Annotated in this window: 9 protein-coding genes and 1 pseudogene; 4 read left to right on the plus strand and 6 right to left on the minus strand. The window is 68.2% G+C overall.

Going from position 1 to position 12,450, the window contains the following annotated elements; all coding sequences use genetic code 11:
• A pseudogene (locus PO605_RS20080) lies at positions 1-183 on the plus strand (right-handed parallel beta-helix repeat-containing protein); the annotation flags it as partial.
• Between the two features lie 29 nt (positions 184-212).
• On the opposite strand, the gene PO605_RS20085 reads toward PO605_RS20080, so the two are convergent.
• Together PO605_RS20085 and hrpA are read right to left on the minus strand one after the other, a co-directional pair.
• Positions 213-863, minus strand: a complete 651-nt coding sequence (locus tag PO605_RS20085; RefSeq protein WP_047469311.1) for a cysteine hydrolase family protein — start codon at positions 861-863, stop codon at positions 213-215.
• Positions 864-1,129: 266 nt separating this feature from the next.
• Positions 1,130-5,203, minus strand: a complete 4,074-nt coding sequence (gene hrpA / locus PO605_RS20090; RefSeq protein WP_047469312.1) for an ATP-dependent RNA helicase HrpA — start codon at positions 5,201-5,203, stop codon at positions 1,130-1,132.
• Between the two features lie 228 nt (positions 5,204-5,431).
• Here hrpA and PO605_RS20095 point away from each other — a divergent pair, with 228 nt between their 5' ends.
• Positions 5,432-6,598, plus strand: coding sequence for a metallophosphoesterase (locus tag PO605_RS20095; RefSeq protein ID WP_272206784.1), 1,167 nt, complete (start codon positions 5,432-5,434; stop codon positions 6,596-6,598).
• 3 nt (positions 6,599-6,601) lie between these two features.
• Here PO605_RS20095 and PO605_RS20100 read toward each other — a convergent pair whose 3' ends face one another.
• Positions 6,602-7,333, minus strand: a complete 732-nt coding sequence (locus PO605_RS20100; RefSeq protein WP_272206785.1) for an ABC transporter substrate-binding protein — start codon at positions 7,331-7,333, stop codon at positions 6,602-6,604.
• A 279-nt stretch (positions 7,334-7,612) separates the two neighbouring features.
• Between PO605_RS20100 and PO605_RS20105 the strand changes: the two genes are divergently transcribed.
• Together PO605_RS20105 and PO605_RS20110 are read left to right on the plus strand one after the other, a co-directional pair.
• The gene (locus PO605_RS20105) at positions 7,613-8,320 is read left to right on the plus strand and encodes a hypothetical protein (RefSeq protein ID WP_016448230.1); all 708 of its coding nucleotides are present in this window, start codon (positions 7,613-7,615) and stop codon (positions 8,318-8,320) included.
• Positions 8,268-9,014 carry a Fic/DOC family protein gene (locus PO605_RS20110; protein WP_046987340.1) on the plus strand — a complete coding sequence of 249 codons (747 nt, stop codon included), beginning with the start codon at positions 8,268-8,270 and terminating at the stop codon, positions 9,012-9,014. The genes PO605_RS20105 and PO605_RS20110 overlap by 53 nt, the downstream gene beginning before the upstream one ends.
• Before the next feature lie 27 nt (positions 9,015-9,041).
• On the opposite strand, the gene PO605_RS20115 is transcribed toward PO605_RS20110, so the two are convergent.
• From PO605_RS20115 to PO605_RS20125, 3 genes are all read right to left on the minus strand, one after another.
• Complete coding sequence (locus PO605_RS20115; protein WP_272206786.1) at positions 9,042-10,187, minus strand: AAA family ATPase; 1,146 nt, start codon at positions 10,185-10,187, stop codon at positions 9,042-9,044.
• A gap of 35 nt (positions 10,188-10,222) precedes the next feature.
• On the minus strand, positions 10,223-11,077 hold the full coding sequence (locus tag PO605_RS20120) for an RNA ligase family protein (RefSeq protein WP_272206787.1): 855 nt from the start codon (positions 11,075-11,077) through the stop codon (positions 10,223-10,225).
• A gap of 411 nt (positions 11,078-11,488) precedes the next feature.
• Positions 11,489-12,346, minus strand: coding sequence for a LysR family transcriptional regulator (locus tag PO605_RS20125; RefSeq protein WP_272206788.1), 858 nt, complete (start codon positions 12,344-12,346; stop codon positions 11,489-11,491).
• Positions 12,347-12,450: the final 104 nt, after the last annotated feature.

Consider the following 12,450-nt stretch of genomic DNA (forward strand, 5'->3'; position numbering starts at 1 on the left):
TTCATCGTGAAGCGCAGCGGGCTGTTCAGGAAGAAGGAAGAGGAACCCCAGGCAGGCATCAACCTGCTGGAGTCCAAAGGCGTTGTGATCGAAGCCAATGTGTTCGAGCAGGTCGCATTGCCGGTGCGCAAGGATGCGGCCAGCACCACGACGGAGTACGGCAACGCCGTGGATTCTCGCTAGGAGACGATGCGCGGGCCCTGCCTGCAGGCTCAGCGCAGGGGCAGCTGCACCACATGCGCGGTGGGCATGACATCGCCGAACACATCCTCGATCTCGGCCAGCGCGGCACGGTGCAGGCTGTCGGCGTCCACGGATTCGCCATTGCTGCGCGTGATGGCACGTGTGGCCACGGCGTCGCTGGCCACGACGACCTCGAAGCCCAGCGGCGCGGCATCGCGTGCGGCGCCGGCCACGCAGGCGTGCGTCATGAGGCCGCAGATGACCACGGTGGTGATGCCACGCGCGCGCAGCTGGTCGGCCAGGTCGGTGCCGACGAAGGCGCTGACGCTGCGCTTTTGCACCACGGTGTCGCCCGCGCGCGGCTGCAGGCCGGGGTGGAATTGGACGGCGCTGCCATTGACGGCGAACACGGGCGCACCTTCCGGGGCAATGTGCTGGATGTGGAACACGGCAACCTGCCCGGCATCGGCCCATTGCAGCAGGCGCCGGGCCTGCTCCAGGACCTGCGGGCCGCGCGGGATGGGCAGGCGGCCGCTGAAGTACTCGTTCTGGAAGTCGATGACCAGCAGCGCCGTGGCACCCCGTGGCAACTGGCTGCGCCCCGGCGCGCCTGACAGGGCGCGGAGGGTGGGATGGCTGGTGGATTGGGTGGCCTGGCTGGCCTGTTCTGCGAGGGACATGCAGTGCTCCTGAAAACGGGAAGTGGTTGATGCCAGCAGTCTAGAAACGCACAGGGCCCGCCGCAACGCCATGGAGCGGCCAGCATCTGTGCAGGTTCTGCACAGATCGCCCGTGCTTTGAAAAATGCGCCATCTCTGTGATGGCGCATACGGCCTTGGGCCTTGCATCGCTCCAACCGGCTGCGTGCCGGTGAAGGTGGCGATGCCGCGTTGAACCATGGCCTGCGGCCCTCCCGATCACGGAAGGGCCGCAGGCCGGCACGGCGCTAGTTCTGCAGTTGCTGCCAGACCTTGTCCAGCCGCTTGATGCTGACCGGGTAAGGCGTGCGCAGCTCCTGGGCGAAGAAGCTCACGCGCAGCTCCTCCAGCATCCAGCGGTACTCCTGCATGCGCGCATCGATGTGGCCCTTGCGCTCGGCCACCAGGCGCCAGTAGCGCTGCTCCAGCGGGCGCAGCTCGGCCAGGCGGCTGGCGTCGCGCGCAGGGTCGGCGCGGTACTTGTCCAGCCGGCTGGTGATGGCCTTGAGGTAGCGCGCGTAGTGCTGCAGCTGGGTCCAGGGCGCGGCCGCGATGAAGTTCTTGGGCACCAGGCGCTGCAGTTGCTGGGCGGCGTCGGCCGTGGCGTCGGGCGCGTTCTTGGTGTCCTTGATCTTGCGCTGGGCCGCCGCGTACTCGACCAGGATGGTGGAGGCCATGCGCGCCACCTCGTTGGCGATCAGCGTCAGCCGGCCACGTCCGTCCTGCACGCGCTGCTTGAACTGCGCGTCGTTGGTGGGCAGCGGCTCCTGCAGGAAGGCGCGGTCTATGGCCACGTCGATGATCTGCTCGCGCAGTTCCTCCTGCGTGCCCAGCGGCATGTAGGCGACGGCCATCTTCTGCAGGTCTGGAATGTTCTTTTCCAGGTACTTGAGCGCATCGCGGATCTGCAGCGCGAACAGGCGGCGCAGGCCCACGCGGTGGCGCGCGGCCGCGACCTCGGGTTCGTCGAAGACCTCGATGCCGACGGCATCGCCATGGTCGATCAGCGCCGGAAAGCCGATCAGCGTCTGCCCGCCCCGGCCGATCTCCATCAGCTCGGGCAGCTCGCCAAAGCTCCATTCCTTGTAGCGGCTGTCGGCAGGCTGGCTGGGCTTGGCATTCCTGGCAGGCGTGGCCTGGTCGGGCTTTTCCGCCTTGGCAGCGGGTGCAGGCTTCCTGCCGGCTTCGGGCGCGGTGGCAGCGGGTGCAGCAGGGGCCTCGGTGACCGAAGCCACCTTCAGCGCGGCCAGCGCCTGGAAGGCGCCGCGCGCCTTGGCGCCCAGTTCGGCCTTGAGCGCGCCCAGGTTGCGGCCCTGGCCCAGTTGGCGTCCATGCTCGTCCGTGATGCGGAAGTTCATGAACAGGTGCGGGCTGAGCATGTCCAGCTTGAAGTCGGCACGCTTGACGTCCAGCGAGGTCTCGTCGCGCACCTGCTTGAGCAGGGCATCGATCAGCGATCCCTGGCCCCAGCGCTCGGGCGTGGTGAAGAGTTCGGCCAGGCGCTGGGCGCTTTCGGGCAGGGGCACGAAGCGGCTGCGCGGGCGCTGCGGCAGGCTCTTGAGCAGGGCCTGGAGCTTGTCCTTGAGCATGCCGGGCACCAGCCATTCCACGCGCTCGTCGCTGACCTGGTTGAGCACGAACAGCGGCACGGTGACGGTGATGCCGTCGCGCGCGTCGCCCGGGCTGTGCAGGTAGCTGGCCGTGCAGTCCACGCCGCCGAGCTTGACCACCTTGGGAAAGGCCTGGGTGGTGATGCCGGCCGCCTCGTGGCGCATCAGTTCGTCGCGCGACAGGCGCAGCAGGTCGGCGTTTTCCTTGGCCGCCTCGCGGAACCAATGGTCGAAGGTGGCGCCGCTGAACACGTCCTTGGGGATCTGCTGGTCGTAGAAGGCGTAGATCAGCTCGTCATCGACCAGCACGTCCTGGCGGCGGCTCTTGTGCTCCAGCTCCTCGACCTTGCGCACCAGCTTGAGGTTGGCGGGCAGGAAGTGCCAGCGCGTGTCCCACTGCCCCTCCACCAGGGCCTGGCGGATGAAGATCTCGCGCGCGGACTGCGGATCGATGCGGCCATAGCTCATGCGCCGGCCGTTGTAGACCACCAGGCCGTAGAGCGTGGCGCGCTCCAGCGCCACCACGTCGGCCTGGTTCTTGGACCAGTGCGGATCGAGCAGCTGCTTCTTGAGCAGGTGGGCGCCGACTTCCTCCAGCCACTGCGGATCGATGGCGGCGATGCCCCGGCCGTACAGGCGCGAGGTTTCCACCAGCTCGGCCGCAACGATCCAGCGCCCCGGCTTCTTGGACAGGTGGGCGCCCGGGTGCGGATGGAAGCGGATGCCGCGCGCGCCCAGGTAGGCGTCGCTTTCATCGCCCTTGTAGCCCAGGTTGCCCAGCAGGCCGGACAGCATGGACAGGTGCACGGCGTCGTAGCCCGCAGGCTCGGTGTTGACCTTCCACTTGTGCTCGTTGACCACGGTCAGCAGCTGCGAGTGGATGTCGCGCCATTCGCGCACGCGGCGGATGTTGATGAAGTTCTGGCGCAGCAGCTGCTCCCACTGGCGGTTGCTGAGCTTGTGAGAGGGCTCGTCATCCGTGCCGGGACCGGTGTCCTGCGGATGGAAGGCCGCCAGCGCCTCGGCCGCCGGGGCGGCCACGCTCTGCCCGCCGCTGCGCTGGGCCACGGGCAGGAAGGCGGCATTGCGCGCCGACGGCTTGGCAGCCGGCGCCTGTGCCGTGGCCATTTCCTTGCGGCTCTTGGCCACCACCTTGCCGCCGCGCGCATCCTGCAGCCATTTCCACAGGCGCAGGTAGCCGCTGAATTCGCTTTTCTCGTCGTCGAACTTGGCGTGCTGCTGGTCGGCCTGCTGCTGGGCCTCCAGCGGCCGGTCGCGCACGTCCTGCACGGACAGGGCGGAGGCGATGACCAGCACCTCGGCCACGGCGCCGCGCGTGCGCGCCTCCAGGATCATGCGGCCCACGCGCGGGTCCAGCGGCAGGCGCGACAGCTCGCGGCCCATGGGCAGCAGCTCGCCGCGCTCGTCCACGGCGCCCAGCTCGCCCAGCAGCTGGTAGCCGTCGGCAATGGCACGGCCCGAGGGCGCTTCGAGGAAGGGAAAGTTCACCACGTCGCCCAGGCCCAGCGACTTCATGCGCAGGATGACGCCGGCCAGCGAGGAGCGCAGGATTTCAGGGTCGGTGAAGCGCGCGCGCGTGCCGAAGTCGGCCTCGTCGTACAGGCGGATGCAGATGCCGTTGGCCACGCGGCCGCAACGGCCGGCGCGCTGGTTGGCCGCCGCCTGGCTGATGGGCTCGACCAGCAGCTGCTCGACCTTGCTGCGGAAGGAATAGCGCTTGACGCGCGCCGTCCCCGCATCGATCACATAGCGGATGCCGGGCACGGTCAGCGAGGTCTCGGCCACGTTGGTGGCCAGCACGATGCGCCGGCCCGTGTGGCTGTCGAAGATGCGGTCCTGCTCGGCCTGCGACAGGCGCGAGAACAGCGGCAGCACCTCGGCATGGCGCAGCACGGGCTGCTGTGCCAGGTGCTTGCGCAGGTGGTCGGCCGCCTCGCGGATCTCGCGCTCGCCGGGCAGGAAGACCAGGATGTCGCCACCCGCGCCGCCGGCCCACAGCTCGTCCACGCCTTCGGCGATGGCGTCGTTGAGGTCATGGTCGCGCTTTTCCTCGAACGGGCGCCAGCGCATCTCCACGGGGTAGGTGCGGCCCGAGACCATGATCACCGGCGCAGGCCCCTTGGGGCCTTCGAAGTGCCTGGAGAACCGCTCGGCATCGATGGTGGCCGATGTCACCACCACCTTGAGGTCGGGGCGCCGGGGCAGGATCTGCTTGATGTAGCCCAGCAGGAAGTCGATGTTGAGGCTGCGCTCGTGGGCCTCGTCGATGATCAGCGTGTCGTAGGCCTTGAGCAGCGGGTCGGTCTGCGTCTCGGCCAGCAGGATGCCGTCCGTCATCAGCTTGACCGAGGCGTCCTTGGACAGCCGGTCCTGGAAACGCACCTTGTAGCCCACCACATCGCCCAGCGGCGTGTTCAGCTCCTCGGCAATGCGCTTGGCCACCGAGCTGGCGGCAATGCGGCGCGGCTGCGTGTGGCCGATCAGGTGGCCGCGCACCTGGCCCTTGTCGTCGGGCGTGGCGTTGACCTTGCCCCGGCCCAGCGCCAGCGCGATCTTGGGCAGCTGCGTGGTCTTGCCCGAGCCCGTCTCGCCGCACACGATGATGACCTGGTGCCGGTCCATGGCCTCCATGATTTCCTCACGGCGGGCGGATACGGGCAGGGATTCAGGGAAGCTGATCTTCAAAGGCATAAGTTCAAAGGCATAAGGGGCTGGATTATCCCCGCGCCATGCCGGCGGCGCCACGCGGCTGCAGATTTCCATACGCCGGCCCTGTGCCGCCCGCATGAAAACCCCCGCATGCCAGGGCCTTCGCCAAGTCAGGCCAGCGGCATGCAAGGCATTGCGCACAATCGGCGCTCGCCTTGCCGCCCGCTCCCGGCGCTGGCCGCCTCACCCGCCTTCCTCGATCTGCTCCCCATGGTTACTCTTGCCGCCCTCGTCATCCCGCTACTGGCCCTGTGGCTGTGGTGGCCCGTCCGCCTGATGCCGCGCCGCGCCCGCCTGATGGCGGCCGTCGCCACGGCGGCCCTGGGCTGCACGCCCGCCCTGCTGCTGGTGCTGCTGCGCGAGGGCACGGTCGAGTACCGCACGCTGGCCTATCTGCAGGTGCCGGGCGGCTGGGTGCTGGCCCTGCTGCTGATGCTGGCCGTCTTCATCGTGCTGCGCGACGGCCTCTGGGCGCTGGCCGCCGTGGCCCGGCGCGAGGACTGGAAGCAGCGCCTCCACGCCCCGCTGCTCACGTCCGGCGCCCTGGCCCTGGCAGGCCTGCTGTCGGCCTGGGGCGTGACCAATGCGCTGCGCCCGCCCGAGGTGCACGAGCGCACGCTGCGCCTGCCCGGCCTGCCCGCCGGCCTGGAAGGCCTGCGCGTGGCCGTGCTGGCCGACATCCACGCCAGCCCCATCAACGACGCGCGCTATGTGCAGACCATCGTGGACCGCACGCTGGGCGCGCGCCCCGACCTCATCGTGCTGCCCGGCGACATGGTGGACGGCGACGTGGACAGCGGCCGCGCCAACATCGCGCCGCTGGCGCAGCTCAAGGCACGCCACGGCGTCTGGGCAGCGCCCGGCAACCATGAGTACTACAGCGGCTACGACGCCTGGATGGCCGAATTCCGCCGCCTGGGCCTGAACCTGCTGGAAAACCGCATGCAGCTGATCGATGTGCAGGGCGCGCGCCTGGCGCTGTCGGGCATCGGCGATCCGGCCTATGGCCGCCTGTCGCGCCAGAACACCGACCCGTCCGTGCCCGAAGGCGTGCCGCCCGACATCGACACCGTGGCCCGCCAGGCCAAAGAGGCCGGTGCGCAATACCACCTGCTGCTGGCCCACCAGCCCAAGACCGCCCGCGACAATGCGGCCCACGGCGTGGGCCTGCAGCTGTCGGGCCATACGCACGGCGGCCTGATCCTGGGCATGGACCAATGGCTGGTGGCGCCCGCCAATGACGGCTTTGTGCGCGGCGAGTACGAGGTCGGCGCCATGAAGCTCTTCGTCAGCGCCGGCGCAGGCCTGTGGGCCGGCTTTGCCGTGCGCCTGGGCGTGCCGGCCAGCATCGACCTGCTGGTGCTGCGCGGCGCCTGACCTTCAGGCCGCAGGCGCAACCGCTGCGCCCTGGATGCCGTGGCGCTGCAGTGCCTCGGCCACAAAGCCCGAGGCCTTGGCCTCTTCCACAAAGGCCGCCAGCACGCGCAGGGCCTCGTCGCCCCGCCCCTTGGGCAGGCCCATGGCCTGCTGGATCACCATGAAGCGGCCCGGCAGCAGGCGCAGGCCGGGCAGGCGGGCGGCATCGGCCTCCAATTGCTGCTTGACGCCGGCGGCCACGTCGGCCGTCGATTCCACAAAGGTCTGCACCACGGCGGGCGAGGACACGGCGCGCTCTATCTGCGCATGCTTGAGCTCGCGGCTCAGGTACAGGTCATAGGCGCTGCCCTTGCCGACCACGACTGTGTGCCCGGCCCGGTCCACCTGGGCGTTGTCGGTCAGCGGCGAATCCTGGCGCACCAGGTAGCTGCCCTCGATCAGCACATAGGGTGCCGTGAAGCCGATGCCCGCGCCGCGCACGGGGTCCACGGCAAAGAAGCCGAAGTCGGCCTCCTCGCGCGTGACGGCATCCACCGACTTGGCGGCCGTGTCGAAGACCACCAGTTCCAGCTCCAGCCCCAGCTGCTGCGCAAGGCGCCGGGCCAGGTCGATGGACACGCCCGCAGGCCGGCCGTAGGCATCCAGCCGCGCAAGAATGGGATTGCCGGTGTTGATGGAGGCGCGGATGCGGCCAAGCGGCGCGAGGGTGGACAGCAGCTGGGAGGAAAGGTTCATGGATGGCTTTCGAAGTGGCAGACAGAAGGGGCGGCGGTCTTCAAACCTTCATTGTCTGCGCACACGGCCGGTGCAAGGTCCGGGTGTCATCTCAACAGCGAGCATGGCTTGCCGGTATCGGGTCTTGGATTGCCATTGCGTCCAGCACTGGAATTGGGGTTGGACTTCATCGCAATCCCTGCTGGTCAAGCGGCATGAAATCCGCACACAACCCATTGTTATAAAAGAAAAAAACAACACCTTAGAATCAGACCATGTAGAGATCGTCTGAGGCAGAGAATGAACCTGGACAGCAAACTTCAGATATCGCTGAGCAAGCGCTCCGGCAACATCGTGCTCCGGCGTGATCTGAGCAGATTGGCAAGCGCTTCCCACCTCAGCGAGGCCTTGCATGACTTGGTCTCGGACGGCCGCCTGATCCGCCTGGGCGCCGGCATCTATGCCAAGGCAAGGCCCGACGCCAGCGGCGATCCGCAGTTGCTCGCCCCCAGCGATGAGCTGGTCAGGGAGGTGCTGGACAGACTGGGAATCAGGTTTCGCAGCGTGGATCTGGTCAACGAGGCGGGCCAGGCCACGCTGCTGATCGATGCAGGCAGCCAGCGCATCTCACGCAGGCTGAATCTGGGCGATGTCGCCGTGCGCTATGTCCGCAATCCCTCGGCACCTGATGAACCCGGCGAAACCTTGCCCGCAGACGTGAACGCCCTGCCCACCAAAGGTGTACGCCAGTTTGTCGAGCGGCTGGCCCGCACGCACCACATCCAACACCAGCGTACCGGACTGGACGACTATGCACAGGCAGTCACACGCGCTGCAGGAGATGAAGTGGAGCTCGACAGCACGGGCAAGCTGCTCGTGGCCTTGAAGAAAAAACATGTCATCAATGGCCGGCAGCTTGCCAGGCTGATGACCAATCACATGAGGGAGGTGCAGGATGTTCGATCCGTTCGGGGACTTCGAAAGCGCGGGCTACCTGCGCAACATTGAAGGACTGAAAGACGCCCGTGAGGTCAAGATCCAGGAACACCTCTTTTTCGAGGCCAACCTGGAAGAAGCACTTGCCTTTCTGGCAAGCATCCGGGGCCGGATTGGCTACCGCGATTTTTTGCGCGTTCACGCCATCCTGTTTTCCGACTTCTACCCCTGGGCCGGCCAGGACAGGCGTGCGCTGGGCGTGGGCCGGCTCGTCGGCAGGGGTGCAGGCCTGCAATTCGAAGTGTCAGAGCTGTGCCAGCGCGCCGTCGAATGGGGCCTGGACATGGGCAACGATGCAGGCACCCTGCGCGACAAACCTGGTGCTGTCATGGGCGCGTTTGCCTGGGGTCATCCCTTTCTCGACGGAAATGGACGCAGCATGCTGCTGATCCATGCCGAGCTGTGCCACCGCGCGGGCTTTGCCATCGACTGGCTGGCCTCCAGCAAGGAGGCTTATCTGAAGGCACTGACCCAGGAGATCCAGAACCCGCAAGGCAGACACCTCGATGCCTATCTGCGCCCCTTGATCACCTCGGCCAACACGCAGACCACCTTGCTTGATCATCTGCGGGCATTGCCAGGGCTGAAGGGTCCGGGCGATGACGTGCATCGCCCGGACATGAACGTGGCATACCGGGCCGACGACCAGAAAGCAGCCCAGTCCTATCTGGAGATGAAGCGGGCACGCGGCGAGCATGCCGCTTGACAGCGGTACAGCAACCCTCCCCCTCCCCTACCCCTCATTGACCAGCAACGACAGCGCATGCGCCTCGGTAGGCAAAGGCACATCCCAGCGCTGCAGCAGGCAGAGCAGGGCCGCGTTGGTCAGCGTGGTGTCGCGCGCGCGGTTGCGGGCCAGCAGGGTTGGGCGGCTGGCTTCCAGGTGCACGAGCTCCACGCGGGCGCCGTAGGCCAGGCACAGGTCCACGGTCTTGCCGCGCATCTGGCGCGACAGGTGGGTGGCGTTCCAGACAAAGGGCCGGCCCGCGCGCAGCAGGGCCTTGGCCTTGTCCACGGCGTGGTGGGCGGCCGCGCCCTCGTTCTGGCCGTGGCGCAGGCCCAGCTCCGTACGCGCATCGTCGAAGGAGACCACGGGCAGGTCGCCATGGTGGGCGGCCACCCAGGTGTTCTTGCCGCTGGCCGGCAGGCCGCACATGACGATGGCGCGCGAGCCGGTCTGCTCGTGCAGCGCATAGTCGGGATGCAGCTGCGCGCCGCGGAAGTAGCGCACCGCCGTCTCGTCCGAGGCAAAGCGGCGTGGCGTGCGCAGGCAGCCCTCTTCCAGCGCGAACTCGCGCACCAGCTCGATGTTGACCAGCACGGACGCAATGTCCGGGCAGATGCGACCGCGCATGTCGGCCCGCGCCAGCAGGGTGAGCAGGTGCAGGTCCACCTGCCAGGACAGCTCGCGCACGATGAACTCGGGCGAGTGGCCGCGCCGCGAATCGGCAAAGGCGAAGAACGGCACCTGGTGCACGGTGATCAGCCGGCAGATGGCTTCGCGCTGGTCCACGGGCGCGCCGGCTTCCCAGAGCATGAGCCGCGCATCCAGCGCCCCCCGGCGCGAGTGGCCGGGCTGGCCGATGCGGCCGTCCTCGCCCACCACGGTGGTCGAGCACTTGGCCACGTCGTGCAGCAGCGCGGCCAGGAAGACCGTCTCGCGCTCGGTGGCGGTGAGTGCCGCATGGCCGGGATCGGCCAGCAGCTCGCGCACCACCATCTGCGTGTGCGTCCAGACATCGCCTTCGGCGTGGTAGACCGGGTCCTGCGGCGTGGTTTTGGCCTGCTCCAGCAGGGGGAAGGCGGCCAGGCAGGCCGCGAAGTCGGGGTCGGCGCCGGGCTGCGGCACCAGGGACTGGATCTGTTTCCAGTTCGTCATGGAAATCTCCTTGCGATGGGTCTGCGCTGCAGGCCTCACCAGCTTTTTGAAACATCGGCCGCAAAGATGTCTGCGCCTTCGCGCAGCCCGTTGGGGACGATGGGCCGCTCGCTGTGGTGCGAGCCCGAGTCGAGGATGACCTGCACGAAGTCCGGCCGCACGAACTTGTAGCGCGCCACGGTCTGGCCGTCCTCCTCCACCTTGAGGTAGAGGCCTTCGGCCAGCTCGGAGCCGTCGGTCTGCCGCCAGCACAGCGGCAGGTCCAGCTTCTGGCGGGCCACCACCTGCTCGAAGGCCTGGCGCCAGCGCGCGCTGCGGCCCAGCGAAGGGGCCAGCAGCGCCAGCAGGTCCTGCATGCGCCGGGGCGCCGCCCCGCGGTAGAGCACGGGCACCGAGACCACGGGCACGCCGGCCAGCAGGGCATGGCGGCGCGGCGTGTCCAGGAAGCACTGCGCCGAGCGGTCCCAGATGTCGAACTCGCAGAACCAGTGCGGCAGCGCGTCGTAGAACAGCGAGTGCTTGGCATACATCCACTCGCCGAACACCTGGTAGCGGTCGTCTAGCAGGGACAGCAGCGCGCCCTCGTGGGCCTGGGCCCATTGCTTGAAGAGGTTGAACTGGCGCTCGCGCCCGCCGGGCCGCTCGCTGTCCAGGTAGTGGCCGCGCGACTGCAGCAGCAGCTGGCCGTCGCCGGCAAAGCTCAGCGCGGCGTTGGCGCCGTCGAGCTTTTCCTCGACGACGATGTGCCGGCCGGCCAGCCGCTCATAGGGCACGGCGTCGTCCTGGTCACCGGCCTGCAGGCGCGAGCCGCGCAGGTGCGGCGTACGGGGGTACTTGAGGATCTCGATGCTCGAAAGAAAACGAGGGCCTGGAGAAATGGATGGGGTCATGTCGTGCTTTCCGAAAACGATGCAGCACCCCACGGCGCCATGCCATGGGGCGGGAAAAGCCGACGACGACGCCAGGCGCCGCAATGCAGGGGATACAGCGACAGCGCGGCCTGGCCCGTGGTGGCCGGGCCGGCAGGCTGTCGAAGGGGAAGATGGCAGGACTGTCGGGGCCGTCCGCAAAAAGGACGGTCAGCCGCAAGCCCTCAAAAGGCCACGCACCGCAGCGCACACGCAAAAGACATCCGGGGCAAGGCCAGGATCAGCGTGTGACGAAGTCGTTCAGCAGGAAGCTGTGCGGCGGGGCATGGTGCACCTCGAAAGGGTGAGGGTGGATGGGAGGGGTGCGAGTCTATCGCCCGTTGCCCCGCAGGCACAAGCGGCTGCGCGCCATGCCGGGCCGATTGTTGGCTGCTAGCCACGCACGGCGGACTTGAAGGCGGCGCCCAGCGCATCCAGCGCCGCGCGCGGCCGGCCTTCGCGCACGCGGGTGTGCAGCAGCACGGGCAGGCGCGGCAGCGTGGGCAGGCCCAGGCGCGGGCCCACGTCCACGGCGCCCAGGGCCAGCATGCGCGGCGCCAGCGCGGCCACGCCCAGCCCCGCCATGACGGCGGCCGAGACAGCGGCCACGCCGCCGCCCACGAACACCTCGGTCCACGGCATGCGCGCCGTATCCAGCAGCTGCCCGGCCATGGCGCGCACGCCGCAGGGCTCGGCCAGTGTGGCCAGCGGCAGGGACTCGCCCGCGCGGTGCTGCCAGCCGGGCGCGGCAAACCAGCCGAAGGGCTCCTCGGCCAGCAGCTCGCCGTCGTCACGCCCGGCATGCGTGCGAACGATCACCGTGTCGTACTCGCGCCGGTCGAACCCCTGCAGCAGCGGGCCGGACGATGCGATGCGGATGTCGATCAGCAGCTGCGGGTCCTGCGCATTCATGCGGGCGATCAGTGCCGGCAGCTCAGGCCCGGCCACGTGGTCGCTGATGCCGATGGTCAGCCGCTGGCGCGTGCTGACGGCCAGCGCCAGTGCGCGCTCATGGGCCTGCAGCAGTTCGCGCGCATGGGGCAGGAAGTCGGCACCCAGCGCCGACAGCTGCACGTGGCGCGGCGTGCGCTCGACCAGCCTGCAGCCCAGCCGCTGCTCCAGCCGCTTGAGCTTGAGGCTGACGGCAGCCTGCGTGGTCTGCATGGCTTCGGCCGCGCGCGTGAAGCTGCCCAGGTCCGCGATGTGCACGAAGCCTTGCACGGCATCCAGGTCCAGAGGTCGTTGAATCATTTCAATCCATTATTACTGATATCAGCAATCATGGCTTTTCAAAATAGCTGGCACGGCCTACCTTCGAGGCTCCCACAACGCAAAGCAACGCAACTCAACTCAAC

This window comes from Delftia sp. DT-2 (genome assembly GCF_028401915.1).
Taxonomy (GTDB): domain Bacteria; phylum Pseudomonadota; class Gammaproteobacteria; order Burkholderiales; family Burkholderiaceae_C; genus Comamonas; species Comamonas tsuruhatensis.

Excerpts from the sequence above, each read along its gene's own strand:
- PO605_RS20100 (WP_272206785.1), bottom strand. The coding sequence starts at position 7,333 with ATGAACCTTTCCTCCCAGCTGCTGTCCACCCTCGCGCCGCTTGGCCGC.
- PO605_RS20125 (WP_272206788.1), bottom strand. The coding sequence starts at position 12,346 with ATGATTCAACGACCTCTGGACCTGGATGCCGTGCAAGGCTTCGTGCAC.
- PO605_RS20095 (WP_272206784.1), top strand. The coding sequence starts at position 5,432 with ATGGTTACTCTTGCCGCCCTCGTCATCCCGCTACTGGCCCTGTGGCTG.
- PO605_RS20120 (WP_272206787.1), bottom strand. The coding sequence starts at position 11,077 with ATGACCCCATCCATTTCTCCAGGCCCTCGTTTTCTTTCGAGCATCGAG.
- PO605_RS20110 (WP_046987340.1), top strand. The coding sequence starts at position 8,268 with ATGTTCGATCCGTTCGGGGACTTCGAAAGCGCGGGCTACCTGCGCAAC.
- PO605_RS20105 (WP_016448230.1), top strand. The coding sequence starts at position 7,613 with ATGAACCTGGACAGCAAACTTCAGATATCGCTGAGCAAGCGCTCCGGC.
- PO605_RS20115 (WP_272206786.1), bottom strand. The coding sequence starts at position 10,187 with ATGACGAACTGGAAACAGATCCAGTCCCTGGTGCCGCAGCCCGGCGCC.
- PO605_RS20085 (WP_047469311.1), bottom strand. The coding sequence starts at position 863 with ATGTCCCTCGCAGAACAGGCCAGCCAGGCCACCCAATCCACCAGCCAT.
- hrpA (WP_047469312.1), bottom strand. The coding sequence starts at position 5,203 with ATGCCTTTGAAGATCAGCTTCCCTGAATCCCTGCCCGTATCCGCCCGC.